The organism is Nitrobacter sp. JJSN, from assembly GCF_051912485.1.
GTDB lineage: Bacteria > Pseudomonadota > Alphaproteobacteria > Rhizobiales > Xanthobacteraceae > Nitrobacter.
On the sequence record NZ_CP196822.1, the window covers coordinates 59,591 to 85,566 of the forward strand.

The 25,976-nt window shown below is 61.5% G+C and carries 31 protein-coding genes and 1 tRNA gene; 18 read left to right on the forward strand and 14 right to left on the reverse strand.

Going from position 1 to position 25,976, the window contains the following annotated elements:
- The first annotated feature begins 6 nt into the window (after positions 1-6).
- The 5 genes from ACSZOQ_RS00310 (at position 7) to ACSZOQ_RS00330 (ending at position 5,082) form a co-directional block, all read left to right on the forward strand.
- Positions 7-879, forward strand: a complete 873-nt coding sequence (locus ACSZOQ_RS00310) for a phosphoribulokinase (RefSeq protein ID WP_439924138.1) — start codon at positions 7-9, stop codon at positions 877-879.
- A gap of 156 nt (positions 880-1,035) precedes the next feature.
- Complete coding sequence (gene fba, locus ACSZOQ_RS00315; RefSeq protein ID WP_439924139.1) at positions 1,036-2,121, forward strand: class II fructose-bisphosphate aldolase; 1,086 nt, start codon at positions 1,036-1,038, stop codon at positions 2,119-2,121.
- A 78-nt stretch (positions 2,122-2,199) separates the two neighbouring features.
- Entirely contained in the window at positions 2,200-2,472 is a 273-nt protein-coding gene (locus ACSZOQ_RS00320) for a hypothetical protein (RefSeq protein ID WP_439924140.1), read from the forward strand.
- Positions 2,473-2,721: 249 nt separating this feature from the next.
- Positions 2,722-4,647 carry a propionyl-CoA synthetase gene (locus ACSZOQ_RS00325; protein ID WP_439924141.1) on the forward strand — a complete coding sequence of 642 codons (1,926 nt, stop codon included), beginning with the start codon at positions 2,722-2,724 and terminating at the stop codon, positions 4,645-4,647.
- Between the two features lie 174 nt (positions 4,648-4,821).
- Complete coding sequence (locus tag ACSZOQ_RS00330; protein WP_439924142.1) at positions 4,822-5,082, forward strand: hypothetical protein; 261 nt, start codon at positions 4,822-4,824, stop codon at positions 5,080-5,082.
- A gap of 77 nt (positions 5,083-5,159) precedes the next feature.
- Here the strand turns inward: ACSZOQ_RS00330 and ACSZOQ_RS00335 are convergent, their stop codons facing one another.
- The gene (locus ACSZOQ_RS00335; protein ID WP_439924143.1) at positions 5,160-5,858 is read right to left on the reverse strand and encodes a DUF1013 domain-containing protein; all 699 of its coding nucleotides are present in this window, start codon (positions 5,856-5,858) and stop codon (positions 5,160-5,162) included.
- A 235-nt stretch (positions 5,859-6,093) separates the two neighbouring features.
- Here ACSZOQ_RS00335 and ispH point away from each other — a divergent pair, with 235 nt between their 5' ends.
- Genes ispH through rnhA form a run of 3 tightly spaced genes read left to right on the forward strand, consistent with a single transcriptional unit; the run spans position 6,094 to position 8,494 of the window.
- Positions 6,094-7,056, forward strand: a complete 963-nt coding sequence (gene ispH, locus ACSZOQ_RS00340) for a 4-hydroxy-3-methylbut-2-enyl diphosphate reductase (protein ID WP_439924144.1) — start codon at positions 6,094-6,096, stop codon at positions 7,054-7,056.
- A 5-nt stretch (positions 7,057-7,061) separates the two neighbouring features.
- Entirely contained in the window at positions 7,062-8,042 is a 981-nt protein-coding gene (locus ACSZOQ_RS00345) for a homoserine kinase (protein ID WP_439924145.1), read from the forward strand.
- Complete coding sequence (gene rnhA, locus ACSZOQ_RS00350) at positions 8,039-8,494, forward strand: ribonuclease HI (protein WP_439924146.1); 456 nt, start codon at positions 8,039-8,041, stop codon at positions 8,492-8,494. Before ACSZOQ_RS00345 ends, rnhA begins: the two co-directional genes overlap by 4 nt.
- Positions 8,495-8,674: 180 nt before the next feature.
- Here rnhA and ACSZOQ_RS00355 read toward each other — a convergent pair whose 3' ends face one another.
- The 7 genes from ACSZOQ_RS00355 to ACSZOQ_RS00385 form a co-directional block, all read right to left on the reverse strand.
- Positions 8,675-9,160: a peroxiredoxin gene (locus tag ACSZOQ_RS00355; protein ID WP_439924147.1), complete on the reverse strand. Its 486-nt coding sequence runs from the start codon at positions 9,158-9,160 to the stop codon at positions 8,675-8,677.
- A gap of 202 nt (positions 9,161-9,362) precedes the next feature.
- Complete coding sequence (locus ACSZOQ_RS00360) at positions 9,363-9,917, reverse strand: DUF924 family protein (RefSeq protein ID WP_439924148.1); 555 nt, start codon at positions 9,915-9,917, stop codon at positions 9,363-9,365.
- 47 nt (positions 9,918-9,964) lie between these two features.
- On the reverse strand, positions 9,965-11,647 hold the full coding sequence (locus ACSZOQ_RS00365; RefSeq protein ID WP_439924149.1) for a long-chain fatty acid--CoA ligase: 1,683 nt from the start codon (positions 11,645-11,647) through the stop codon (positions 9,965-9,967).
- 160 nt (positions 11,648-11,807) lie between these two features.
- On the reverse strand, positions 11,808-13,259 hold the full coding sequence (locus tag ACSZOQ_RS00370) for a D-alanyl-D-alanine carboxypeptidase family protein (protein ID WP_439924150.1): 1,452 nt from the start codon (positions 13,257-13,259) through the stop codon (positions 11,808-11,810).
- Between the two features lie 175 nt (positions 13,260-13,434).
- Positions 13,435-15,219: a glucan ABC transporter ATP-binding protein/ permease gene (locus tag ACSZOQ_RS00375; protein ID WP_439924151.1), complete on the reverse strand. Its 1,785-nt coding sequence runs from the start codon at positions 15,217-15,219 to the stop codon at positions 13,435-13,437.
- Positions 15,220-15,341: 122 nt separating this feature from the next.
- Complete coding sequence (locus ACSZOQ_RS00380; protein WP_439924152.1) at positions 15,342-16,403, reverse strand: ABC transporter substrate-binding protein; 1,062 nt, start codon at positions 16,401-16,403, stop codon at positions 15,342-15,344.
- A 49-nt stretch (positions 16,404-16,452) separates the two neighbouring features.
- A complete protein-coding gene (locus ACSZOQ_RS00385) occupies positions 16,453-16,737 on the reverse strand; it encodes a hypothetical protein (RefSeq protein ID WP_439924153.1) in 285 nt (94 codons plus the stop codon).
- Positions 16,738-16,765: 28 nt separating this feature from the next.
- Between ACSZOQ_RS00385 and ACSZOQ_RS00390 the strand changes: the two genes are divergently transcribed.
- The 6 genes from ACSZOQ_RS00390 to ACSZOQ_RS00415 all read left to right on the forward strand — a co-directional run bounded on the left by ACSZOQ_RS00390 (position 16,766) and on the right by ACSZOQ_RS00415 (position 19,932).
- Positions 16,766-17,002: a hypothetical protein gene (locus ACSZOQ_RS00390; RefSeq protein WP_439924154.1), complete on the forward strand. Its 237-nt coding sequence runs from the start codon at positions 16,766-16,768 to the stop codon at positions 17,000-17,002.
- A gap of 117 nt (positions 17,003-17,119) precedes the next feature.
- Complete coding sequence (gene hisE, locus ACSZOQ_RS00395; RefSeq protein WP_439924155.1) at positions 17,120-17,518, forward strand: phosphoribosyl-ATP diphosphatase; 399 nt, start codon at positions 17,120-17,122, stop codon at positions 17,516-17,518.
- A gap of 51 nt (positions 17,519-17,569) precedes the next feature.
- The gene (locus ACSZOQ_RS00400; protein ID WP_439924156.1) at positions 17,570-18,151 is read left to right on the forward strand and encodes a YqaA family protein; all 582 of its coding nucleotides are present in this window, start codon (positions 17,570-17,572) and stop codon (positions 18,149-18,151) included.
- Positions 18,152-18,356: 205 nt separating this feature from the next.
- Positions 18,357-18,545, forward strand: coding sequence for a hypothetical protein (locus ACSZOQ_RS00405; RefSeq protein ID WP_439924157.1), 189 nt, complete (start codon positions 18,357-18,359; stop codon positions 18,543-18,545).
- A 276-nt stretch (positions 18,546-18,821) separates the two neighbouring features.
- Complete coding sequence (locus ACSZOQ_RS00410) at positions 18,822-19,064, forward strand: hypothetical protein (protein WP_439924158.1); 243 nt, start codon at positions 18,822-18,824, stop codon at positions 19,062-19,064.
- 214 nt (positions 19,065-19,278) lie between these two features.
- Positions 19,279-19,932, forward strand: a complete 654-nt coding sequence (locus ACSZOQ_RS00415; protein ID WP_439924159.1) for a hypothetical protein — start codon at positions 19,279-19,281, stop codon at positions 19,930-19,932.
- Positions 19,933-19,964: 32 nt separating this feature from the next.
- On the opposite strand, the gene ACSZOQ_RS00420 is transcribed toward ACSZOQ_RS00415, so the two are convergent.
- Positions 19,965-20,049: transfer RNA gene (locus ACSZOQ_RS00420), tRNA-Leu, on the reverse strand.
- A 335-nt stretch (positions 20,050-20,384) separates the two neighbouring features.
- Here ACSZOQ_RS00420 and ACSZOQ_RS00425 point away from each other — a divergent pair.
- Complete coding sequence (locus ACSZOQ_RS00425; protein WP_439925891.1) at positions 20,385-20,909, forward strand: disulfide bond formation protein B; 525 nt, start codon at positions 20,385-20,387, stop codon at positions 20,907-20,909.
- Between the two features lie 112 nt (positions 20,910-21,021).
- Here ACSZOQ_RS00425 and ACSZOQ_RS00430 read toward each other — a convergent pair whose 3' ends face one another.
- The gene (locus ACSZOQ_RS00430; RefSeq protein WP_439924160.1) at positions 21,022-21,273 is read right to left on the reverse strand and encodes a PsiF family protein; all 252 of its coding nucleotides are present in this window, start codon (positions 21,271-21,273) and stop codon (positions 21,022-21,024) included.
- 221 nt (positions 21,274-21,494) lie between these two features.
- Between ACSZOQ_RS00430 and ACSZOQ_RS00435 the strand changes: the two genes are divergently transcribed.
- Positions 21,495-21,983 (forward strand): hypothetical protein, encoded by a 489-nt coding sequence (locus ACSZOQ_RS00435; RefSeq protein ID WP_439924161.1) that lies wholly within the window; start codon positions 21,495-21,497, stop codon positions 21,981-21,983.
- A gap of 6 nt (positions 21,984-21,989) precedes the next feature.
- On the forward strand, positions 21,990-22,652 hold the full coding sequence (locus ACSZOQ_RS00440) for a DsbA family protein (RefSeq protein ID WP_439924162.1): 663 nt from the start codon (positions 21,990-21,992) through the stop codon (positions 22,650-22,652).
- Positions 22,653-22,664: 12 nt separating this feature from the next.
- Here the strand turns inward: ACSZOQ_RS00440 and ACSZOQ_RS00445 are convergent, their stop codons facing one another.
- The gene (locus tag ACSZOQ_RS00445; RefSeq protein WP_439924163.1) at positions 22,665-23,081 is read right to left on the reverse strand and encodes a group III truncated hemoglobin; all 417 of its coding nucleotides are present in this window, start codon (positions 23,079-23,081) and stop codon (positions 22,665-22,667) included.
- Entirely contained in the window at positions 23,078-23,272 is a 195-nt protein-coding gene (locus ACSZOQ_RS00450) for a hypothetical protein (RefSeq protein ID WP_439924164.1), read from the reverse strand. Before ACSZOQ_RS00450 ends, ACSZOQ_RS00445 begins: the two co-directional genes overlap by 4 nt.
- 103 nt (positions 23,273-23,375) lie before the next feature.
- Between ACSZOQ_RS00450 and ACSZOQ_RS00455 the strand changes: the two genes are divergently transcribed.
- A complete protein-coding gene (locus ACSZOQ_RS00455) occupies positions 23,376-23,828 on the forward strand; it encodes an RrF2 family transcriptional regulator (protein ID WP_439924165.1) in 453 nt (150 codons plus the stop codon).
- A gap of 77 nt (positions 23,829-23,905) precedes the next feature.
- On the opposite strand, the gene ACSZOQ_RS00460 is transcribed toward ACSZOQ_RS00455, so the two are convergent.
- Both ACSZOQ_RS00460 and ACSZOQ_RS00465 read right to left on the reverse strand, forming a co-directional pair.
- On the reverse strand, positions 23,906-24,880 hold the full coding sequence (locus ACSZOQ_RS00460; protein ID WP_439924166.1) for a S1C family serine protease: 975 nt from the start codon (positions 24,878-24,880) through the stop codon (positions 23,906-23,908).
- Between the two features lie 171 nt (positions 24,881-25,051).
- Positions 25,052-25,882, reverse strand: a complete 831-nt coding sequence (locus ACSZOQ_RS00465; protein WP_439924167.1) for a lysophospholipase — start codon at positions 25,880-25,882, stop codon at positions 25,052-25,054.
- Positions 25,883-25,976 lie beyond the last annotated feature (94 nt).

A 25,976-nucleotide genomic window follows, 5' to 3' on the forward strand; every position in this document is an offset into this window, starting at 1 on the left:
GCAATCGTGTCCAGGAAGCATCCAATCATTTCAATCACGGGTTCGTCGGGCGCCGGCACGACATCCGTGAAGCGAACTTTCGAGCAGATTTTCCGCCGCGAGAATGTCGTGGCCGCCTATATCGAAGGAGACGCGTTCCATCGCTATAACCGCGTCGAAATGCGCACCCACATGGCCGAGGAATCGGATCGGGGTAACAAGCATTTCAGTCACTTCAGTCCGGAGACCAATTTGTTCTCCGAACTGGAGGCTGTGTTCCGAAGCTATAGCGAAACAGGAACAGGCAACACGCGCTACTATGTGCATGACGATGTGGAATCGGCGCTGCACAAGGTTCCGCCCGGGACGTTCACCGACTGGCAGAAGTTGCCCGACAGCTCGGACCTGTTGTTTTACGAAGGTCTGCACGGCGCGGTGGTGACCGATAAGGTCAATGTTGCTCAATATGCGGATCTCAAGATCGGCGTCGTTCCCGTGATCAATCTCGAATGGATCCAGAAGCTGCATCGGGATCGCAGCGCGCGGGGCTATTCCACCGAGGCAGTCACCGACACCATCCTTCGGCGCATGCCGGATTACGTCAATTATATCTGCCCTCAATTCGCCGAGACGGACATCAATTTCCAGCGCGTGCCGACGGTGGATACTTCAAATCCATTTATCGCGCGATGGATACCCACGCCCGACGAGTCGATGGTCGTGATCCGGATGAAGAATCCGCGCGGCATCGATTTCCCGTATCTGCTGTCGATGATTCCGAACAGCTTCATGTCGCGCGCGAACTCGATTGTCATTCACGGGTCCAAGCTGGATCTCGCGATGCAGTTGATCCTGACGCCGCTGATCCTTCAGCTCATCGAGCGAAAGAGACGCGCATGATGGGTGTACTGATGCCGCAAGGCATAACTGTGGACGAGCGGAGCCGCTGGAACGATGGCGGGAACCGCGACATTGAGGTGGTTGATTGGTACGTGGGCAAGGGGAGTATAATCCCCGGCGTGGCCCCCGTCAGCGCATCATAAAGGGTGACGAAAAATGGCTCGTATTACACTGAGACAACTGCTGGATCATGCTGCCGAGAACGGTTACGGCGTCCCGGCGTTCAACATCAACAACATGGAGCAGGGGCTTGCCATCATGGAGGCGGCGGCCGCCGTTGATGCGCCGGTCATCATGCAGGCTTCGCGCGGCGCGCGCTCCTATGCCAACGACATCATGCTGGCGAACATGATCGACGCGCTGGATCAGATGTATCCGCATATTCCGCTATGCATGCATCAGGATCACGGCAACGAAGAAGCGACCTGCGCCACGGCGATCAAGTACGGCTTCACCTCGGTCATGATGGACGGCTCGCTCAAGGCCGACGCCAAGACCGCGGCGGACTACGAGTATAACGTCGACATCACCCGCCGCGTCGTTGACATGGCGCACTGGGTCGGTGCTTCGGTGGAAGGCGAACTGGGCGTGCTCGGCTCGCTCGAGCACGGCGGCGGCGAGCAGGAAGACGGACACGGCATCGAAGGCCCGGTCAGTCACGATCAGTTGCTGACCGATCCCGATCAGGCCGTCGATTTCGTCCGCGCGACCAAGGTCGACGCTTTGGCGATCGCGATGGGCACTTCGCACGGCGCCTACAAGTTCTCACGCAAGCCGGATGGCGACATCCTTGCCATGAAGGTGGTCGAGGAGATCCATCGCCGTCTTCCCAATACACATCTGGTGATGCACGGCTCGTCCTCGGTGCCCCAGCATCTGCAGGATGAATTCAATAAATTCGGCGGCGAGATGCCGCAGACCTGGGGTGTGCCGGTCGAGGAGATCGTTCGCGGCATCAAGCATGGTGTCCGCAAGGTCAATATCGACACCGACTGCCGACTGGCCATGACCGCGGTATTCCGGAAAGTCGCGTCCAGCAGCAAGAGCGAATTCGATCCACGCAAGTTCCTGAAACCCGCGATGGATGCGATGCGCGACCTCTGTCGCGAGCGCTTTGAACAGTTTGGCACTGCCGGAAAGGCCTCGAAGATCAGGGTGATCCCCTTGTCTGAAATGGCCAAGCTCTATCGCGCGGGCAAACTTGATCCGCGTATCGGTGAAACGGCTGTTGCTGCTGAGTAACTACGATCGGGTTTTGTAGCGGATCCCTGCGGGACCGCTACAAATCCGGCGTGTTGGCGTTCCAGAGGCCGGCCATTGATGCCGGCACGGAGCGTGAGCGTCTCGACAGGTTCGGCCGGCGCTGCTGGCGCCGAACCAAAGCTCGGTCTTTCGGGTCGCTATCCGACATCCCCTGCGGTGGTGACACGTTCCGAGGTCGATGCTACGCCTCGTCTATTCCATCCGGTCAAAGCTGGGACGTTTCATCCTCCCGATCGTCCGGTCCCGGATGTACTGCTCCGTCGTCTCTATGGCGACGGAGCCTTTCTCCCCGAGCAGTTGTCGTCGATTTTCGATCGCATCGGTCTATAGCGTTTTCGAGCGAAGTGGATACCGGTTCGCGTCGAGAACACGCGTCAAATCAGAAATCATAGAGCCCCGCTTCTGATTCCATCAGAAGCGAAAGTTCTAGGTCACGCGCGACGAATTGGTCGACGGTGGTCACGCCTGCGGTTGCCGTCCGCGTTGGCCAGTCCGGCGAAGCGGATACGCCATAGGAACAAGCTCGCCGCCCTTGAATTGGGGCCTGATCCCGTGAGAATGCTCAACGGGAGACGCGCCATGAACATTCCGGAAAAAAGCCGCTACCGCGAGGTTTACGCCCGCTCGCTCAGCGATCCCGAGGGGTTCTGGGCTGAAGCCGCGCGCGAGATCGACTGGATCGAGCCAGCGAAAAGAGTCTTTGACCCCGCGATGGGGCTTTATGGTCGCTGGTTTGCCGGTGCCGTGGTCAATACCTGCTACAATGCGCTGGACCGCCATGTCGCCGCTGGCCGTGCCGATCAGGTCGCGCTGATTCATGATTCGCCGCTGGCCAATCCGGGCGGACCGAGCGTCATTATCACCTTCACCTATGCCGAACTGCTCAAGGAGGTGGAGACGCTCGCAGCAGTGATGCAGGATTTTGGCGTTGCCAAGGGCGACCGCGTCGTTCTTTACATGCCGTTGGTGCCCGAGGCGGTCGTGGCGATGCTGGCCTGCGCGCGGATCGGCGCGGTGCACTCCGTAGTGTTCGGCGGTTTCGCGGCCAAGGAGCTTGCGACCCGGATCGACGATGCCAAGCCGAAGCTGGTCTTTTCAGCAAGTTGCGGCCTGGAGCCCGGACGCATCGTGCAGTACAAGCCGCTGCTCGACGAGGCGATCAAGCTCGCCGCGCACAAGGTGCCGGTCTGCGTTATTCTGCAACGGCCGCAGCAGCGCTGCGACCTGATCGCGGGCCGCGATCACGACTGGGCGGCGCTGCGCGACGCTGCGATGACGGCGAAGAAGTCTGCGCCTTGCGTGCCGGTACTCGCCACCGATCCGCTCTACATTCTCTACACCTCCGGCACGACCGGGGTGCCGAAAGGCGTTGTGCGCGACAATGGCGGCCATCTGGTCGCGCTGAAATGGTCGATGTTCAACCTCTACGGCGTGAAGCCCGGCGAGGTCTGGTGGTGTGGGTCCGATATCGGCTGGGTGGTCGGCCACAGCTATATTGTCTACGGGCCGCTGATTCACGGCACCACCACGGTCATGTACGAGGGCAAACCGATCGGCACGCCCGATGCCGGTGCGTTCTGGCGCGTCATCTCGCAGCACGGGGCGGTGGCGTTCTTCACCGCGCCGACCGCGTTCCGTGCCATCAAGAAGGAAGACCCGGAGGGCGCTTTCATCCGCAAATACGATCTGTCAAAATTCCGCACGCTGTTCCTGGCCGGCGAGCGCGCCGATCCGCCGACGGTGGAATGGGCGGAAAAGCAACTCCAGGTGCCCGTCGTCGATCATTGGTGGCAGACCGAAACAGGCTGGGGCGTCGCTGGCAATCCGGTCGGCCTCGGTATGCTGCCTGTGAAGCATGGCTCGCCGACGGTGGCGATGCCGGGCTATCAAATCGATATCGTCGACGAGGCGGCGAAGCCGCTGCCGGCCAATGCGATGGGCTCCATCGTCATCAAGCTGCCGCTGCCGCCGGGATGCCTGCCGACGCTGTGGGAGCAGGACGACCGCTGCAGGGAAGCCTACCTCAGCGAATTTCCCGGCTACTACAAGACCTCGGACGCCGGCTACAAGGACGAGGACGGCTACATCTTCGTCATGGGTCGCACCGACGACATCATCAACGTCGCTGGTCATCGGCTGTCCACCGGCGGCATGGAGGAGATTCTCGCGTCGCACCCCGACGTCGCCGAATGCGCGGTACTCGGCATCAGGGACACGATCAAGGGCGAGGTGCCGTGCGGCCTCCTGGTGTTGAAGGCCGGCGTGAGCCGCGATCCCGCTGAGATCGAGAAGGAGGTCGTGGGGCTGGTGCGTGAGAAGCTCGGTCCGGTTGCGGCATTCAAGCTCGCGATTACGGTGAACAGGCTGCCGAAGACACGCTCCGGAAAGATCCTGCGCGGCACTATCAAGAAGATCGCGGATGGCGATCAATGGACCATGCCCGCGACTATCGAGGATCCCAAGGTGCTCGAAGAGATACAAAGCGCGCTAAAAGACAGGACGTGAAGGGCTGCCCGCGATATCGATGGACTTACAATTCCCGCAATTTCGTCCGAACAGTCGGTAGAGCCTTTCCGCTTCTGATGGGCTCTATGATTTTGATTTGACGTGTTTTCTTCACGCGAACCGGTATCCACTTCGCTCGAAAACGCTATAAGCTGCGGCAATCCGGGGACGATCATGCGACCGAAGACATTCATTCGCCTTGCGGCTCTTGGCCTGACCGCGCTGTCGCTTGGTGGCTGCGCCAATCTTGAGCGGCACAATCCGACGGCACAGAGCCAGACCGATGACGATACGTATTGCCAGGCGAATGGCGGGCCGCAGGGCTCGCCGGCCTATAGCGCTTGCCGCAAGGATCGTGACGTTGCCGCGTCCAGATCGGACCGCATGGAGAAGACGCACCGCGACCTCGCGGAGCGGATGCTGAACGGGCAGTAGATTGTAGCCTCACCAAACAAAAACGCGGCGAACAATGTCCGCCGCGTTCAGTAGATGCGTTCTGAGAACGGAAAGGCTTATTCGTCGTCGTCGTGCTTCTTGCCGCCGCCGATGGTCTTCAGTTTGGCGAACACAGCGTCGACATTGAGATCGTCGCGCTGTTTTTCTGTCGGCTCGAATTCAGCGTCCTTGCGCGTGGTCTCGGAGGCGGGCAGCAGGGTGGCGCCGCCATACTGCTGATCGGTGGGCTTTTCCTTGGCCGCGCGCTGTACCTCGAAGTCGAGTTCGATCTGCGAGCAGAGGCCGAGCGTCACCGGGTCCATCGGCGTAAGCGTCGAGGCGTTCCAGTGCGTGCGGTCGCGAACCGCGGCGATCGTGGTCTTGGTGGTTCCGACCAGGCGCATGATCTGCGCGTCCTTCAATTCGGGGTGGTTGCGTACCAGCCAGAGGATTGCGCTCGGCCGCTCGTGACGCCGCGACACCGGGGTATAGCGCGGGCCCTTCTTCTTGGCGGCGGGCGGCAGCACCACCTTGCTCTCACTGAGTTTGAGGCGGTAGTCTGGGTCCTTCTCGCCCTTCTCGATCTCGTCGCGGGTGAGCTGGCCTGTCGAGATCGGGTCCATACCCTTGATGCCCTGGGCGGCGTCACCGTCGGCGATGGCGCGGACCTCCAAGGGGTGCATTTTGGTGAAATCGGCGACCTGGTCAAACGACAAGGCGGTATTGTCGACGAGCCACACGGCAGTCGCCTTTGGCATCAGCGGTGCATTGCTCATGGCAAATCTCCTTTGCGCTTTGCCCACCCCTCGCGGGCAAAGCCTTTTGGTCATAAACGATGACGGGAATTGGGCCTATATAAGCCGTTGAGGGCCGAGTGCGCAATGGTTTGCTGTTGTCGGCCCGTGGCTTAACGGAACAGCCTTGACAGCGCCCGAAAGCCGTCCAAAGTCGTTCTTCATATTGGCCGTTCCCGCCCTGCCGGTGTGGGGTGATTCGGTCCCGGATTGCCTTATGAATGCTAAACCGAAACTTAAAATCGTGCTTTGTTCGCCCCGCGGCTTCTGCGCCGGGGTGGTCAGGGCGATCGACACCGTGGAACGTGCGCTGACGCTATACGGCGCGCCGGTCTATGTGCGCCACGAGATCGTCCACAACCGCTATGTGGTCGACAGCCTTCGCGCAAAGGGCGCGATCTTTGTCGAGGAACTGGAGGAAATCCCCGACGACACCAAGGCGCCGGTGGTGTTCTCCGCCCATGGTGTGCCGAAATCGGTGCCGGCCGACGCGCAGAAGCGCAATTTCTTTTCGCTGGACGCCACCTGTCCGCTGGTCACCAAAGTGCACCGCGAGGCGGCGATTCATTTCAAGCGCGGCCGTGAAATCCTCCTGATCGGCCATTCCCATCACCCGGAAGTCGTCGGCACGGTCGGGCAATTGCCGACGGGTGCGGTGACGCTGATCGAGACCGCGGAAGATGCCGCGACGTTCACGCCGAAAAATCCCGACAACCTCGCTTTCGTGACTCAGACGACGCTGTCGATCGACGACACCGCCGAGATCGTTGCGATGCTGAAGAAGCGGTTCCCAAACATTTCTGGCCCGCACAAGGAAGACATCTGCTACGCCACCACCAACCGCCAGCTTGCGGTCAAGAAAGTAGCGCCGGTGGTGGATGCGCTGATCGTGGTCGGCGCGCCGAACTCGTCGAACTCGCAGCGGTTGCGTGAGGTCGCCGAGCGTGAGGGGTGCAGGGTGTCCGTGCTGGCGCAGCGCGCGAGCGATATCGACTGGAGCAGCTTCGAGGGCATCAGGAGCCTCGGTATCACCGCAGGCGCCTCGGCGCCGGAAGTGATCGTCGAGGAGATCATGGGCGCCTTCGCGGCGCGCTATGAACTCGATGTGGAGACGGTCTCGGCGGCGGAAGAGAATGAGTTCTTCCCGCTGCCGCGCTCGCTGCGGCCCGACGCGGCCTGACCAAAATGGCGGTGTATACCGACGTCGCCGCCGACGAGCTTGCGGATTTCCTGAAGGCCTACGAGATCGGGGAACTGCTGTCCTATAAGGGCATCGCCGAAGGCGTCGAGAATTCCAACTACCTGCTGCACACTACAGCCGGGTCGTTTTTTCTGACGCTGTATGAAAAGCGTGTCGCGGTGGGCGATCTGCCGTTCTTTCTCGGCCTGATGGGTCATCTTGCGACGCACGGCATCGTGTGCCCGCAGCCCGTCAAGACCCGCAGCGGCGAAACCCTCGGCTGCCTCGCAGGGCGACCCGCCGCCATTATCGATTTCCTCGAGGGCGTGTGGCCGCGCAAGCCGAACGTTATCCATTGTGCCGCTGCCGGTGAAGGGCTGGCGAAACTGCATCTCGCCGGCCGCGATTTTCCCATGAGTCGCGCTAACGCGCTGTCGGTGTCCAGTTGGCGGCCTCTGTTCGAACAGGCCGCGCCTTGCGTCGATACCGTGCAGCATGGTTTGCACGATTTTCTCAAGGCTGAACTCGACCACCTCGAACGGTACTGGCCGGACAATCTGCCGGCCGGCGTCATCCACGCTGACCTGTTCCCCGACAATGTGCTGTTTCTCGGCGACAGGCTGTCGGGGCTGATCGATTTCTATTTCGCGTGCAATGACTTTCTCGCCTATGACGTCGCGATCTGCCTCAACGCCTGGTGTTTCGAGCCGGATCATTCCTTTAACGTCACCAAGGCGCGGGCGCTGCTCGGCGCCTACAATCGGGAACGTGTGCTGTCCGAGGCCGAACAGGCGGCGTTGCCATTGCTTGCGCGCGGCGCGGCGCTGCGGTTTCTGCTGACGCGACTGGTCGATTTTCTCAACGTGCCTGTCGGGGCGCTGGTGAAGCCGAAGGACCCGCTCGAATATGTCCGCAAGCTGCGCTTCCATCAAAGCGTTGGCAGCATCCGCGAGTACGGCGTCGCCGTATCGGGACTGGTGGCGTGAATTCCCCCGCGCTTCCGCATGTCACGATTTTCACCGACGGCGCCTGCTCGGGCAATCCGGGCCCTGGCGGCTGGGGCGCGATCTTGCGGTTCGGTGAGGTCGAGAAGGAATTGAAGGGCGGCGAGCCGCACACCACCAACAACCGGATGGAGCTGCTGGCGGCGATTTCTGCGCTCGAGGCCCTGAAGAAAGCGGCGTCGGTCGATCTCACCACCGACAGCCAGTACGTGCGGCAGGGCATCACGAGCTGGATTCACAACTGGAAGCGCAACGGCTGGCGCACCGCCGACAAAAAGCCGGTCAAGAACGCCGACCTGTGGCAGCGGCTCGACGATGCGCTGAAGCCTCATGACGTGCGCTGGCACTGGATCAAGGGCCACGCCGGCCATAACGAGAACGAGCGCGCCGATCAGCTCGCGCGCGAAGGTGTAGCGATGGCGCGGTTGAAGTGATTCGTCATCCAAAAGCTACGCTGTAACGCGCCGATTATCTTCCCTCTCCCCTTGTGGGAGAGGGTGCCTGAGCGAAGCGAAGGTGGGTGAGGGGTCTGTGACGCCGGTCTACCCTCACCCGGCTCGATTTCGTTTTACTCAATCTCGCCACCCTCTCCCACAAGGGGAGAGGGAAAAAGATCAAAGCTGCCCCAGCAGCGTGTCGCCGCCGGAGACCTCGACCTTGCCGGGCGAATCCTCGACATTCAGCTTCTTCACCACGCCGTCCTCGACCAACATGGAATAGCGTTTGGAGCGGATGCCGAGGCCCTTCTCAGAGCCATCGAACTCCATGCCGAGCGCCTTGGCGAACTCGGCGTTGCCGTCGGCGAGGAAGATCGCCTCGTTGCGCTGATCGGTATCGCGCTTCCAGGTATTCATGACGAAGACATCGTTGACCGAGACAATCGCGATCTCGTTGATGCCCTTGTCCTTGATAGCACGGGCGCTCGAGAAAATGCTCGGCAGGTGCTGTTTGTGGCAGGTACCGGTATACGCGCCGGGCACCGCGAACAGCGCCACCTTCCTGCCCTTGAAGATGTCGCTGGTGCCTTTCGTCTGAACGCCGTCCTCTGTCATGATGCGGAATGTCGCGTCGGGCAGTCGGTCGCCAACTTTGATGGTCATGGTCAAATCTCCTTGAAAGCTAGGCCGCGTCAGGATTGGGGCATTCGCACATTATGGGGCGGATGCAAACCGGCAACCGTCGCCCATTCACCGTTCCGTCATTAGAGCGTTTTCGAGCGAAGTGGGTACCACTTCGCGTCAAGAAAACGCGCCAAAACAAAAACTAGCGTCCGCTTTGATTCCATCAAAGCCGGAAATAGCGCTAGCCGGCAAATCCGCCCGCGTCGAGAAAGGTCTGTTCTTCCGGGCTCGTCGTGCGCCCGAGCATTCGATTGCGATGTGGAAAACGGCCGAACCGGCGAATGATGTCGGCGTGGACTTCCGCGAATTTGAGGTTGTCGGGCCGTCCACGGCTGCGAAACAGTGCGACGCAGCGCTCCTGATCCGCGAGCCGCTCGGAGTGCATGAACGGCATATAGAGAAATTCGATGAGGCCCGGGTCAATGCGCGCGTCGGCTCCGCGCGCGATCGCCCGCTCGGCGAGGGCGAGAGCTTTGTCGTCCGTCGAAAAAGTACGGGCATCGTCCCGAAACATGTTGCGCGGAAACTGATCGAGCACGATGACGAGCGCCAACGCGCCGTCATCGATCTCCTCCCATCCGGCGAGTTCGCCCGCGCGGGCAGCTTCCCAAAGCCCTAGAAAGCGGCGGCCTACCTCGGCGTCGAATGCGTCGTCCTTGATGTACCACTTGTTGTGGCCGGCGGTGCGCCAGAAGGCGAGGACGTCGGTGGGTGAGGGGAGATTTGCATCAGTCATGTTCGAACAGGCATTTTCTTAAACTCTCACCCAGGGAAGGGTGACCCTCACGCCGCCGCTTTCTTCTCATCGCGCAGTTCGCGCCGGAGAATCTTGCCGACATTGGTTTTCGGCAGGGAGTCGCGGAATTCGATCTGTCGGGGCACCTTGTAGCTGGTTAATTCGGTCCGCGCGAACTTGATGATGTCCTCGGTCGTGAGGTTCGGATCCTTCCTGACCACGAAAGCCTTCACCGCCTCGCCCGACTTGCTGTCCTTGACGCCGATCACGGCGCATTCCAGCACGCCCGGGTGGCTCGCGATCACCTCCTCGACCTCATTCGGATAGACATTGAAGCCGGAGACCAGGATCATGTCCTTCTTGCGGTCGACGATTTTTGTGTAGCCGTCCGCCGTCATCACGCCGATGTCGCCGGTGCGGAAGAAGCCGTCCGCCGTTATCACCTTCGCGGTCTCGTCCGGCCGGTTCCAGTAACCCGCCATCACCTGCGGACCTTTGGCGCAGATTTCGCCCGCCTCGCCGAGCGGCATTTCGTTGCCGTTATCGTCGCGGATGGAGATGTTTGTCGACGGCATGGGAAGCCCGATCGTGCCGGAGAATTTGTCGCTGTCGGCGGGATTGCAGGTCAGCGTCGGAGAGGTTTCAGAAAGGCCATAGCCTTCCAGCAACGGGCATCCCGTCACCCTCAGCCACTTCTCCGCGACCGCTTTCTGGACCGCCATGCCACCGCCGATCGAGACCCTGAGTTTCGAGAAGTCGACCTTGTCGAAACCGGGTGTGTTGAGAAGGGCGTTATAGAGCGTGTTCACTGCCGGGAAGAAGTTGACCTGATACTTCATCAGTTCCTTGACGGAGCCAGGCATGTCGCGCGGGTTAGGGATCAGCAGATTGACGCCGCCGACGCGCATCGCCAGCATGAAGCACGCCGTTAGCGCGAAGATGTGATAGAGCGGCAGCGCGCAGACGATGAAGAGCTGATCGACCACCAGCGGCTTCTCCAGCGCCGGTTGCAGCCAGGCGTCGTTCTGCAGCATGTTGGCGAGAATGTTGCGATGAAGCAGCGTCGCGCCTTTCGAGACGCCCGTGGTGCCGCCGGTATACTGCAGAAAGGCCACGTCGTCGGGCGCGAGGTCCGGTTTGGCAAGCGTCATGCTGCGCCCGGCTGCGAGGGCGTCGTTGAACCTGACCGCACCCGGGATCGATGACGCCGGCACCATCTTCTTGACGTGACGAACCACGAAATTGATGATCACGCCCTTGAAGCCGAGCAGGTCGCCCATGCTGCCGATGATGACGTGCCTGACGGCGGTTTTTTCGACCACCTGCTGCACCGTCTGTGCGAAGTTCTCCAGCACGATGATTGCTTCCGCGCCGCAATCCTTGAGCTGGTGCTCAAGCTCGTGCGGCGTGTAGAGCGGGTTGACGTTGACCACGGCATAGCCGGCTCGCAGCACGGCCACCGTCGAGATCGGATATTGCAGCACGTTCGGCATCATCAGCGCGACGCGCGCGCCCTTTTTCAGCCCCTTGCCTTGCAGCCAGGCGCCGAGCGCGAGCGACATCTCGTCGAGTTGCCGATAGGTGATCGCCTTATCCATGCAGATGAAGGCTTTGCGGTCGCGGAATTTGGAAAAGCTTTCTTCAAGCAACCCGACCAGTGAGGCGTACTGCGTGGTGTCGATGTCGGCGGGTACGCCGGCGGGATATTGCTTGAGCCAGATGCGCTCCATAAGACGTCCCCGTCGTCCCGCTGTTGAAGGGCGGGGTTTATTCAGAGAAGTATTGAGCAAGGCAGCCGTCCAAGGCAAGCGGCTGTGCGATAACGACGCATTAACGCTATTTCTGGACTTGAGCCCGAATGAGTGACCTCCGGTCGCCGGTACCGGCGTCCTACGGCTTGGCTTCGCTCTTGGCGCTTCCCGCCTGCTTCGGCTTGGCGGCTGGACCCGCGGCAGCTTGCTTGGCGTGAGCGCCCTTGGCATCCGCGCCTTTGGTGCCGGTGCTTTTTGCGGCGGACGGCTTCGCGGTTGTGCCGGGTTTGATCGTCACCGAGGCCGGGTGCTTGGATTTCCGATCGGCGGCGGCCTCAGGCTTGGCTTCGGCTTTTGGGGCGGACGAAGTGTCGCGCTTGCTGTGGGCGATATTGCTGCGCTTCTTGGCTTTTGGCGGAGCGTCGCGCGCGGCATCGGCTTCTGCGGCGACAGCGATGGCAGCGCCGGTCCGCGTCGGGCCAGTGTAGACAACAACTGGATCGGAGAGCGCCGGCGCTGCCGCGATCATATCCACCGGCCGCAATGTCGGCGGTTGCACGCCTGTCGAGAGAAACGACATCACGGCGGCGCCGGTTGCGGTCGTGTTGGCGGCAATATCGTCGTCCTCGTCGCTGGCAGGATGCTTGCGTTTGGGGCCGCACATTTCATCGCGTAAATTGGGAGGCGCGGCCGCGATCGGCGCCAGATTGTCAACGGTGCCGAGCGCCGGACGCAGCCACGACAGCGTGTTGTTGGCGAAGCCGCGCTCCAGCATCTGCGCGACGCGCACCGCGCGCATCGTGCCGGACGACGCGCCGAGCACCACCGCGATTAGGCGTTTGCCGTTCTGCGTGGCCGAGCCGACGAGGTTGTAGCCGGACGCGCAGATAAAACCGGTCTTGAAGCCGTCGGCACCAGGAAAGCGTCCGATCAGCTTGTTGAAGTTGTGCGTCACCCTGCGGCCGTAGCGGATCGAGGGGATGTGCATGAAATATTCGTATTCAGGCAAATCGTGAATGATCGCGCGTGCGAGAATGGCGAGATCGCGCGCCGAGGTGATCTGGCCGTCGGCCGGCAGCCCGTTCGGGTTGACATAGCTCGTCTGCGTCATGCCGAGCCGCTGCGCGGCCGCATTCATTTCGGCGGAGAAGCCGTCGATCGAACCGCCGACGCCTTCGGCCAGCACCACGGCCATGTCGTTCGCCGATTTCACCAGCATCATCTTCAGTGCGTTGTCGACGGTCACCTGCGTGCCGGGCCGGAAGCCCATCTTCGACGGCGACTGCGCCGCCGCAGTCGGCGACACCGCGAACAGCGTGTCGAGCGTTATGCGCCCCTGCTTGACCGCCGTCAGCGTAACGTAAGCCGTCATCATCTTGGTGAGCGAGGCGGGGTACCATGGATAGGTGGCGTTTTCGGCCTCAAGCACTTTCCCGGAATCGGCCTCGATCAGAAGATGCGCTTCGGTGGCGTGAGCCGCGCGCAGCGGCGCGACCGCGACCATCAATCCGGCCGCGAGGACCATCCAGACCGGCAACGATCTGCGAAAACGGGCGATAAGTTTGGGAAGCGGGACGATGAAAGAATGCACAGTCGTTCCGGTCCTTTGAGACCCGCCTTTCGGAAGGAGGCCTGCTTTTCGGGTTTCAAGCGTGTCCGGCGCGGTTGGTCGCGGCGGTTCCAGCCTATACTGCCTTGGTAGGCCGGAACAGTGGTCCGCTGCTTAATTCCCCGACGAAAGGGGCCGAATTTCGACGGTCGTCAGATTACCATGACGGCTGGTCGGCGCGGGAACCGTCCTGCGTCATGAATTGCGCTTTCGCAAGCTGGGCGAAATGGCCGCCGCTCGCCAGCAGTTCGTCAAAGGTTCCGTTTTCGATCACGCGCCCGTTCTCAAATACCAGAATGCGTGTGGCGTTGCGGATGGTGGACAGCCGGTGCGCGATGACGAATGTCGTGCGGCCTTTCATTACCTCGTCGAGCGCGGCATTAACCTTGGCCTCGGTCACGGCGTCGAGTGCGGAGGTCGCCTCGTCGAGGATCAGGATCGGCGGATCCTTTAGCAGCGCGCGCGCGATCGACAGCCGTTGCCGCTCGCCACCGGACAGCATGCGTCCGCGCTCGCCCGCATGGGTGTTGAATTTCTTCTCGCCGCGTTCGATGAAGTCCAGCGCCTGGGCGCGTCCGGCCGCGAGCCGCATCTCCTCCTCGGATGCATCGGGCTTGCCGACGCGCAGGTTGTCCGCGATCGAGCGATCGAACAGCAGCGGCTCCTGAAACACCACGCCGATGTTTCGCCGCAACGAAGCCAGCGTCAGGCCGCGGATGTCCATGCCGTCGATCCTGATGCCGCCGGATTGCGGATCGAACGCCCGGTGCAACAGAGCAGCGGCGGTGGACTTGCCAGCGCCGGTCGGCCCGACCAGTGCAATGGTCTGGCCGGGCAACGCGACGAACGATAGATCCTCGACCGCGGGCCGCTTGCCGTCATAGGAAAACGACACGTCGTTGAATTCGACGAGACCCTGCAATCGCCCCGCGTCGACGGCGTCGGGACGGTCGCGCACCGCCGGAACGGCGTCGAGCACGTTGAAGAATTCCTTCAGCCGCGGCGCTTCCATGAACACGCTGTTGATGAAGGAGACGACCTGCTCGAGCCTCTGGATCAGCATGGTGGCGAAGCTTACGAACATCACGATCTCGCCGACCGATGTCATTCCCCGCTGGTTCAGCACGATGCCGACGGCGAAGATCGCCAGAATGGTGATGGTGGTCGAGGCGCGCGTCATCACGGTGACGACGGCCCACCACGACAGCACCGGCATCTGTGCCGCCAGCAGCTTGTCGACGACAAACCGCAGGCCCTGAACCTCGGCATCGACGCGCACGAAACTCTGCACCAGCGCGACGTTGCCGAGCGCGTCGGAAGCGCGCGCGGAGAGATCGCTGAAATGCGCCTCCACTTCGTTCTGCATGTCGAAGGTCCGACGAACCACCAGCGTCGTCAGCATCGTGAACACGATGCAGAGCGCGAACAACAGGATCGCCAGCCGCCAGTTGATATAGAGCGACAGCGGCAGCAGCACCACGAGCGACATGATCGCCGCGAAATGCTCGCGGAAGAATCCGAGCCATAACCGCCACAACGCGTCGGTGCCCTGCAGCATCACCTTCATCAGCCGGCCCGAATGGGTGCCGGCATGGTAGGTCAGCGGCAACTGCATGATATGCTCGAAATAGCCCGTCAACACCGCCTGGCGCTGGCGATGTGAAAGACGGTCGGCCTGCAAGGCGACGACCACGCCGCACAGAATGGTGAACAGGCCGAAGGCCACCCAAATGGCCAGCAGCGGCCACGGCGAGGTCGACGTCGTTCCGAAAGGACCAGCGGCGGGATTGCCGGAGAGGACGTCGACGATGCGGCCGAACAGCACCGGTTCAGCGAACTGCGCTGCCGCCAGCAGCAGATTGGCCGCGGCAAGAATCCAGCCGAGCCGCGCTTCGTTGCCGAGCAACTCAAGAACGCGCTTATAAAGGCGGACCATCGACATCGAAAAACGCTTTTGCAGATCGCGGCAGCATTCCGGCAACGTGAAAGAGGGATGCGCCGGAGGAGAGCGGTGAGGGAACTCTAATCAGGGATCGGTTGTGGGATACAGCGGTTTCTGCCGTTTCATTCGGCTTGCGTAATCTTGCGGTCGCCGGCCGGCGGTAGAAAGCTGTCGTCGAAAATATCCGCGGCCGTCGGACGCTTGCGGAATTTGAAACCTTCGGCGATCTGGTCGAGCGACGTCTCGAACCGGACCGGGTCGATACCTCCGATGCCACTCTGCTTGACCTCGCTAGTCAGAATGTTGTCGCTAAGCACCGCTTGCAGGCGCTCCAGCTCGACGGCGCGGGATCCGTTATCCATCTGAGCCAGCACATCGTCGACAGCCTGCGCGGGCGCCTTGATGGTGAGCCGCAGACCGGCAATCACCGCGCGCACAAACGCCTTGACCGCCGCCGGCTTGTCGGCGGCGAATTCCGGATTAACGATCAGGACTTTGCCGTAGGCGGCGCAGCCGTAGTCGGCAAATCGCAGCACGGTGATATCGCCCGCCGGGATACCGCGGTCGCGCAGGTCGATCGCCGACAGGTACGACAGGCCGGATATGGCATCGAGCTGGCCCGCCGACAGCATCGGTTCGCGAACGGCGGGGCCGATCTGCTGCAGCTTCACGGTCTTGAGCTGCAATTTGTTTCGTCGGGCAAGAGCGGGCCACAGCTTGATGGACAGGTCGCCGTCGGTGACGCCGATCGTCTTGCCCTCGATGTCGGCAAGTGCGTTGATGCCCCGGCTTTTACGCGCAATGAAGGCGTAGGCCGCCTTGTCGAACAAAACGAACACCGCCTTGATCGGCGGCGCGCCCGGCTGGTCGCGAAAGCGGATCAGGGCGTTGATATCGACCAGCGCGAGTTGAGTTGTGCCGACAGCGACGCGGGCAAGGGCGTCTGTCGTGTCGGTGGCGACCGTCGTCGTGACATTCAGGCCTTCAGCGCGGAACAGGCCCCTGGTCGATGCCAGCACCACTGGGGCCGCGGCGGCATCGATCGGGCGATCAAGCGAAAACTCGACCTGGGTCAGCGCACCAGCGTCGGCCCGGGTGCCCGCGATGCCGAAACGTGCAACACCGACCGTGCCCAGAAATACGAGCAGAACAAACCAGAGAGAACGAATCGAACGTGCTTGCATGGGACAATTGCAGCAAGTGACTAGGTTGCGGAGGTTAGCGTCAGCGCACTCAGGCTTTAGAACGGTTGCAGTCTAACAGAGATAATCTGAACGCGCGATGACCGCTACGATTTGGCGCGGGTCGTTCGATCAAGATCGGGAACTCGATATGAAGCCAGTGGTTATCTTCAGGATGGCCTGAAACGGCCCGCAGACCAATATCTGAGGATATTTTCATGACGCGCAGGAACTTTAAATCTTCGACCGCCCGGACCGTCGTTTTGGTGGTAGTTGCGGCTATGGCTGTGACAGCCGCTGGCCCATCTTTCGCCGGATCATCCGCGCCTGCTTCCAAGGGAAGCTCGGCGACGGGATTATCCAGTGTGACGGATATCAGCGCAGCGCGCCGGCACTATCATCATCGCCGTTATCATGGCGGTGGCGGCAATGCTGCGGCGGCCGCAGCGTTCGCCGGGATCATGGGCACTGTTGGCGCGATCGCTGCTAACCAGGCGCGCCGTGACGCCTATTATGATTATGGTCCGGGATATTATGGTCCTCCGCGTGGCTATTACTACGGCGGACCCGGCCCGTATGGCGGCGGTTATTACCCTTACTAGGGATACATGCTCCAACCATAGAGCAGATGACGGACGCCGGCTGCGATTGCGGCCGGCGTTCCTGTTTGGACGCAGACGTTAACATGCCGGTCGTGAGTTTCCATTAGCCTGACTGGCATGAGTGATTCGCTAGAACGGCTTTATCAGGCGGTGATCGCGGCGCGCGATCTCGATCCCGCCACCTCGCGAACCGCACGGCTGTTTCAGCGCGGTCCCTCGAAGATGGCCAAGAAGGTCGCCGAGGAGGCCATCGAAGTCGCGATTGACGCCGTGAGCGGCAAGACCGATGCGGTCGTCCGCGAAAGCGCCGATCTGTTCTATAACCTCGCCGTGCTGTGGGCCGCCGCCGGGGTCCGTCCGGAAGATGTCTGGGCCGAGATGGACCGCCGCGAGCGGATGCTCGGGATCGCCGAGAAGTTGCCGAAAACCGCGGCCAAGCCGGTCAAGCCCTCCGCAAGGTCGGTCCGTGGGCCGATCGTCGCGCTCGACGCCCATCGGCTGCGCAAGCGCCGCTGAAATCCAGCCCGCGGGCATGGACAAATCCGCCGCGCAATGGTTCATCGCGCCATGCTAAGACGGACCTACGACTGGTGCATCGCCGCCGCAGATAAGCCCTACGCGCTATGGATTCTGGCAGCCGTGGCTTTCGCGGAAAGCTCGTTCTTTCCGGTGCCGCCCGACATCATGCTGTTGCCGATGGCGCTGGCGCGGCCGCAACGCGCCTGGCTGTTCGCGACGCTCTGTACGATCGCTTCGGTCGCCGGCGGCGTGCTCGGCTATGCGATCGGGGCGCTGCTCTATGACTCGCTGGGCCAGTGGCTCATTCATCTCTACGGACTCGGCGGCAAGGTCGAGGCGTTTCGCGAGTCGTATGCGCAATGGGGTGCCTGGATCATCATCGGCAAGGGTCTGACGCCGATCCCCTACAAGCTCGTCACCATCACTTCCGGCTTTGCCGGATATGATATCTGGCTGTTTATCCTGTGCTCGATCATCGCCCGTGGCAGCCGCTTCTTTATCGTTGCGATTTTGCTCAATCGCTACGGTGACGTCATTCGGCGCGAGATCGAGAAACGGCTCGGCCTATGGGTTGCGATCGGAGCCGCGGTTATCGTCCTCGGATTTGTGATCGCGTTCCGCCTTGTCTAATGGTCCAATTCTAACATTTGCACTCGTTGCAAAAGTTCTCGGCAGGGCGCGATCCGGCTCGTCCCTTCATTTGAGGCGGTCCGTGCATCGCGCGGAAACCATTGCATTGATGAATGAGCCGGAGTTGGAATAGATGGATGAGAGGCCGCAATTCCAATGAAGGCGGGACTATGCTTTTAGCTTCGGCGGAGCGGAGAGGATGATAATGATGACGATCAATGATGACATGGAAAAATTCAAACAGGCGAGGGTGCTGGCGTTCAAACGTGGCTTTGTCGTTCGCAGGGCCGACGATCCGGACGACCCCAAACCCTACACGCTGGTTCGTCTGGCCGTGGAAACGCATCTTGCGACCATCGACGAGGTGCTGGCAGAGCTCAAACGGACCAAGTAATTGTTTTGGATGGGGTCACCACTGCGTGGGGCAGGCGGTCCCACGGTAGGACGTATGGCAACGCCGCGTTCCGCGACCGACCGGATCGGTAATCGCCACGGCAGCTCGTGATCGAGAAGCGCTTGCGGCATGTCGGCGCCGCTCCGCTCGTGCGGGCTCCGGCAAGACGGTTCCGGAATTAACGACCCGTTAACCACAGCTGAGGCACCTTTGTCCTCAGGCCGGTATATATCTGCCGCGAGAGTCGCCAGATTCCGGCCGGGACGGGCATAAGCGATGGATCGGGACATCGCGTCGGAAAAGACACCGGCGACCATCAAGGAACTGCAGGCTCGCGTGGCCGCTGCGTTCGGCAGGCATCCGCTGTGCCGCGACGTGCGATTCGACATCGTCAGCACGCCCAAGACCCGTAGCGGTGCCAACTGGACCGTCAGCATGAGCGCTATCCCGCCAAACGCGGTCTGGGAGGCGTCCGAACTCGTCGCCGACATCCAGAACGCCTATATTCTGGCGGCCTAGAAAAGATCATGCGCATTCTCAATATTTAGATTGTGATCGGGACGCAAAACCGGAACCCACTTTTGCTGATCGCGCGCTAACAGCGGACGGCGCAGTTCCAGGATTCCCGTGAAAAAAGCCCGTCTTGCGTGGGCAAGCCTTAATTCGTATCGATTTGTGAGGACAATCGGCTGCCGTTCGTGGGCTGAACCGGAGATCTTTTTTGACACGGACGATGACGATTTTTGCGCTTGCGTGCTGCATCGTCACTGGGGTGGCGTTGGCGGGGGTTTTCGGACGCGGCAACGTTCTGTTCGTCCGGTTTTCTGCAGCGCCCCCGGCGTCCCCAGCGCCTGCGGAAGCCGAACCGGCCGAACCCACAGCCAACCGTGCGGGAAAGGCCGACAGGCTTCCGGTCGCGACGCTGACCGCGGCCCCTGCTGTCGGCGAGGACTTGGCGGTGCCTGCACCGCTGCAGCAGGCTGTTACCGCCGACGTTCCCATCGAGCCCGAAGTTTTGCCGCCGACAGCGCCGATCGAGCAACCTCCGCTGCCGCGTCCGCGGCCGAAGCTCGCAAACCAGCTCGTTCAGAAGAATTATTCGCTGCTCAGCGACATGCAGATCGCCGCGCTGAAAGGGCGGCTGCAACTCACGTCGGCACAGGAGCCCTTCTGGCCGGCCGTTGAAAGCGCGTTGCGCGACGTCGCTCGCAAAATCCACGAGCGGCGCGCGGTGCCGGGACGGCCGGTCGCTTTCAGTCCAGACGAGATCGAGCAGATCAAGACCGCAGCCCGGCCGCTGCTGTCGAGGCTGCGCGAGGACCAGAAGCGCGAAGCGCGCGCGCTCGCGCGCATCATCGGGCTGGAGGCGGTGGCCTCGCTGATTTGAGGGCCGGCGGACATCTCGAAAGCGCCAGCGTTTGGTGCCCCTGGCCGGAATCGAACCAGCACTCCTTGCGGAACTCGATTTTGAGTCGAGCGCGTCTACCAGTTCCGCCACAGGGGCATTCGCGAGCCGTGCCAAAAGAGACAGGGCCTTGCGAAGCGGGCGGACTATAGCGGGCGTTCCCTGCCGGTCAACCCGGCGTGGCCCTGCCATGCGCTCGTCTCCGCGCATAGGACGGAAACACCGCAGTGTGATGGTTGCCAGCTCGACAGCGGCAAGGCGCGAGGTTACGACGTCTTGAGCGGGATGAGGAAAAGTGTGTAGCGGTCCGCCCGCATCCCGCTCAAACTATTGGAATCGATCACGTTCATGATTTTGGATCGATGTGATCCAAAATCATCGTGATCTGGCGCGAGCGAAGCAGTCAGGAGCCAGCCGTGAACACCGACATCGCCATGAAAACCTCCTCTGCGGCCCGCGGCAAAAAAACCGCCTTCGCCGCAGCGCTGGCCGTGGTCCTTATCGCTGCGGCGACGATTGCTGGCGCTTGGTTCTTCCAACTCGCGCTGAATATTCTGCCGTGCCCGCTCTGCCTCGAGCAGCGCTATGCTTACTATCTTGTAATTCCCCTCGGCCTGCTCGTGGCGTTTGCTGCAGCGAAGGGCGCGCCGCGTTGCCTTATCATACCCGTTCTCGCCGTTCTCGCGCTGGCCGCGCTCGGCAATGCGGGGCTGGGCGCCTATCACGCCGGCGTCGAATGGGGTTTCTGGCCGGGACCGACCGATTGCACCGGACCGGTGCTCGATCTCGGCAAGGCGGGCCTGCTCGACAATCTCGACAAGGTGAAGGTCGTGCGCTGCGACGAGGTGCAGTGGCGCTTCCTCGGCCTGTCGCTCGCCGGCTACAACGCACTGATCTCGCTGCTGATGGCTGTTATCGCAGGGTGGGGCGTCGCAGCCTTGGCAGGCAAGGTCAGGTAATCCCGACCAGATAATCTTGGCCAGCGATCAACCCTGTCTACGGGGTTGCCGGACGGCAAGCCCGATAGTGTCGGAGGTCGGGTGACCGACCGACACCATCGGACGCGCTGAATCAGTTCGGCTTGGCCGCCTTGGCCTTGCACTCGGAGCGGAATTTCTTGCGCTCCTTGCCGTGCAGGCCCTTGGCGTCGGCTTCCTTCGAGCATTCGAGCGAAGCCGCGGTGCGCGGCTTCTCGGCCTTGGCGGCGGGCGCCATCTTTGAAGCAGGCGCTGGCGTCGCAGGTGCCATCGTTTGTGCGAACGCCGTTCCGCCGAGCAGCAGCGAAGCGGCAACGATTGCGATGACGCGGGAAGACATGGTCATGGGAAGTCCCTCGGGTTGAAGAGGCGTTACCGTCGTGGAGCTGGGCTGAACGGCGGCTGAACGGCACCGGGACTATCTGAAACAAGCAGCCGTTTTTTATTGACCGTCGGTTCGGTCGCGTCGTTGAAACGGCGGTCGGCCGGTTCTCGCCAAACCGCTCACACTTTGGCGGATCATGCGCTAGGATATCGGTCCCATCCTCGATGTCCCGGGAGGACAGAATGACAGGTCACTTGAAACTGCTCGGCATCTTGACGGCGTCCGGCCTGCTTGCGCTATCGGCATTGCCCGCCAACGCGCTGACCGCACAGGAATGCAGTGCGAAATATCAGGCCGCGAAATCCGCAGGCACGCTCAACGGCCAGAAGTGGAATGACTTCCGCAAGGCGGAGTGCGGAGCGGGAGCCGCCGCCGCCACGACACCTGCCGCGGCTCCGGCTGCTGCGGCTCCGGCGGCACCTGCGGCCAGGCCCGCGCCCACACCGAAGACCGCAGCGGCTCCCGCCGCACCCGTGCCGGTCGGCAATGCCGTCTTCCCGTCGGCGGTGTCACCGAAATACGCCAATGAATCCGCAGGCAAGGCGCGCCAGCACACCTGCCTCGATCAGTACAACGCCAACAAGGCTGCCAACGGCAATGGCGGCATGAAATGGATCATGAAGGGCGGCGGCTACTACAGCGAATGCAACAAGCGGCTGAAGGGCGTCTAATCGGAAATGCCTGAATCGCGAGACCGGGCCAGCATCGCCAGGCGCCGAATACTCGGCGCCCTCGGCCTGGGCGTGGCAATGGCGGGTCTGGGACGCGCGGCGGCGTTTGCCGATGTCTCCGACGAGGTTCTGACCGAGGCGCGAGTGTTGCGCGATCCGGAAATCCCCCCGGCGGGCAACGAGCACGGCGACATCAGCATCGTCGAGTATTTCGACTACAACTGTCCCTATTGCCGCAAGCTTGCGCCGGAATTGGCGCAGGTGGTGCATGACGATGGCAAGGTTCGGCTGATCTATAAAGATTGGCCGATCCTGGGGCCCGTTTCCGTCTATGCGTCGCGTCTGGCGCTGGCGTCGAAGTACCAAGGCAAGTTCGTTGCTGCGCATGAAGCACTGATGAGCACCAGCTCACGATTGACCGAGCCGCGCATTCGCGAGTTGCTGGCCGGCGCAAAGATCGATGTCGATCGCGCGCTCAAGGACATGACTGCCAACACCGGCGCAATCGATACCATACTGAAGCGCAACAACGATCAGGCCATCGCCTTCGGATTCAATGGGACGCCGGCGTTCATTATCGGAAAATTCCGCATTCCCGGTGCGCTGACCATGACGCAGTTCGATCAGGCTATCGCGGACGCGCGCAAGGCCGCTCGCGATAAGAAGTGAAGCGGCGTCAGGTCAGGCTACCGAGGCCTGCGGTGGCCACGGCCGGTCGGGCCGATAGAATATCGCGATTTTCAGGCTCTCCGCGATGCGTTCGGCCTTTTCCATGAAGGCGGCGCGGATCGTATCGTCGCACAACTCACGGCAGGTCGCGTCAAACAGTGAGAGCCATTGGGTGAACAGCTCCGGCTTCATATTGGGCAGCACCATGTGCTTCATCATGGGGTTGCCCTTATAGCGGCCGCTGGTCAGCATCACAGACGACCAGAACGCGTACATCTTCTCAAGATGGTGGGGCCAGTTGTCCTTGATCTTGTGCTCGAAGATCGGCCCCAGTTCGGAATCGGCGCGCACCTTCGTATAAAACGCGTCGACCAGTCGGCGGATGCCGTCCTCGGACACATGATCCATTTTTTCGGTCGCGAGCGTCATGCGAAGAAAGCCATAACGATGACCCCGGCCACTGTCCAGACCAACGAGTTGACCAGCATGCGGACCAGGTCGGAATAATCGTCGGGGTTGTTGCCGTGGATTCCTATGGCGTTGCAAACAAGCGTTCCCGGAAGCAGAAAGGGTTTTGCAATGGTATCGCTGATTGTGTGGTTCTTAGTTATTGAGCTCATGGAACTTTCCTTTCAAAAGGATGCCACCGCTATACATCCGCGGTTGCTTAAAAGCAATATTTCAAATATAGCTTTTACGTGACCGCCTCCACGGGAGACCTGCATGCGCCTCACCACCTATTCGGACTATTCGTTGCGGGTGCTGATGTACCTTGCGCTCAAGTCTGAAGGGCTATCGACCATCGCCGAGATCGCCGAAAGCTACGATATTTCCGAGGCTCACCTGATGAAGGTGGTTCATCAATTGGGTGTGGCCGGATACATCGCGACGGTGCGCGGCCGGGGCGGCGGGTTGCGCCTTGCCAAGCCGATTGAGGCGATCAGCCTAGCCGAGGTCATTCGCACCACTGAGCCGGATATGGCGATCGTATCGTGCCTGAAGCCGATTAACGCGCCCTGCAAGATCAATCCGAGCTGTGTGCTCAAGCGCGCGCTGCAACGGGCACAGGAAGCGTTTATGGAGGTCCTTGAAGGATATACGCTGGCCGATCTTGTGGCGCCCCGCGCGCGTCTTGCCGGTTTGCTCGGCATTCCACCGAGTGTGTCGCCGCAATAAAGCGGGATGAGGCCGACTGAACCCCGGCGTTGTGCCGGCATCCACATCGTGAAACGAGCCTTGTCGGCAGCGCCTTATCAGTGGAATTGCGGCTTCTTCAGCATTCGGTCGCGGTCGGTCGATGCTACCACGACGTCGAAGATGTCCCCCTCGCGATAGAGCGTCAGCGGCACGTCGACGCCTGCGGGACCCAGCGCCCATAATTTTCGGTAGAACTGCGCCGGCTCCGTCACCTTTTCTCCCTTCACGGCGAGGATCACATCGCCAGTGCGGAGTTCGGCGCGGGCCGCCGGTCCCTTCGGTGCAATTCCGACCGCGACGACTCTGTCTTCGATCTCGGTGGCGTATATGCCGAGCCAGGGCCGGGCCGGCTTGTTGACTCGTCCGAATTTCTGCAGGTCGTCGAGCGTGGGCTTCAGCAGATCGATCGGCACGTTCATGTTGAGATGCTCGGCCTTGCCGCCATGCTCACGTTCGAGTTGCAGCGAGCCGATCCCGATCAGTTCGCCCGCGGCCGAAATCACGGCGGCGCCGCCCCAGTTGGGATGGGCGGGGTGGGTGAAAATGGCTTCGTCGATCAGGTATTCCCAGTAGCCGGCGAACTCCTGCTTGGCGGCGACACGGCCGGCGAGCGAACGGGTCCGGCCGCCGACGCCGCCGACTACGACCCGGTCGTTCAGGCTCGCCGCGGCCGACGAACCCAGTGGCAGCGGCTCGAGGTCGAGTCGGCCGAGCGCCTGCAACAGACCGAAGCCGCTCTCCCGATCAATGCCGAGCGTGTCTGCTTGCACCACGCGGCCGTCGGCGAGATGCAGCCACACAGTTTCCGCCTCGGTGATGAGGTATCCGATGGTTAGAACGAGGCCATCGCCGATCACGACACCGTTGCCCGCGCGCTCGGTGCCGAGGGTGTCGGCGGAAAAGGCGTCATCCGGAATAATGCTGTGCAGGCCGACTACCGCGGACAGGGCGCGGTCCAGATCGAATTCGTAATCGTCCTGGCGTGGCTGCGCGGCGGGAGGCACCTTCCATTCGGTCAACGAGGCGGCCATGCGGGCTCTCCGTTCGATGTGAGGATGCGGGACCGGCGGCGCGCAGCCATACCGCCGGCTGCTCTTTCAACGATCTTATGCCGCAAACGTTCGCGACGAAAGCGGCATAAAAATCGACCGGAACTCGCCGCGCCAAAGGAAAACGGTGGCGGTTACCTGTGCCGACCTCGCTCAGTTCGCGGCGAGATGGGCATCGATCCAGCTCACGATGTCGGCAACCACGGCTTCCTTGCCAAAATCATTGAGAAGGTCATGGAACGCGCCATCGTACAGCTTCAGGGTCTTGTCCTTTGAGCCCGCGGTCTTGTGAAAGAACTCGCTTCCCTCTGATTTAGCCGCCTTGTCCTTGGTCCCGTGCAGGATCAGAAGTGGCAGTGTGATCCGGGGGAACGCGGTCCTGAGCCGATCGTCCGCGCGAACAAGCTCCGAGATCGTCCTCGCTGTCTGATTTTCGTCTGCGATCAGCGGATCGCCGTTCATGGATTGAACGACCTTTGGATCTCGTGAGAAATCCTCGTTCTTGAGCTTGAGGACGTGAAGATGCGGTGCGACACGACCGATGCCCTTCAACACCGCCAGGGCGAATGCCGGGGCGGGTAACTGAAACGCGAAACTTTCGGAAATGAGACCTGCGAGTTCCGAGGCATGATCGAGCGCGTAAAGTGTCGCTATCACGCCGCCGGCGCTGTGGCCGAGAAGGAAGACCGGAATTCCGGGCTCGCGAGACTTTGCACGACCGACGAAGGTGGCGAGGTCGTCGACATAGTCCGTGAAATTTTCCACGTAGAACCTCTCGCCGCCGGATTTGCCGCGCCCGCGATGATCGATCGCATAGACGGCGAGACCGGCTGCCAGAAACTGCTCTGCGACCCTGAAATACTGACCGCTATGCGAATTGAATCCGTGGGCGATGACGACGACTCCTCGCGGTTTTCCGGGTGGTCTCCATGAGCGCGTGAAGATCGTGATGCCGTTGACGCCGATGAATGTTTCCTCGGTCACATCTGGTTTCGATCGGTTCGATACGTGTGTGCTTGCTGACTGCATTGTCCTGTTCCTTCGATTGAATTTGCAAATGATTGGGAAAAGCCGGACT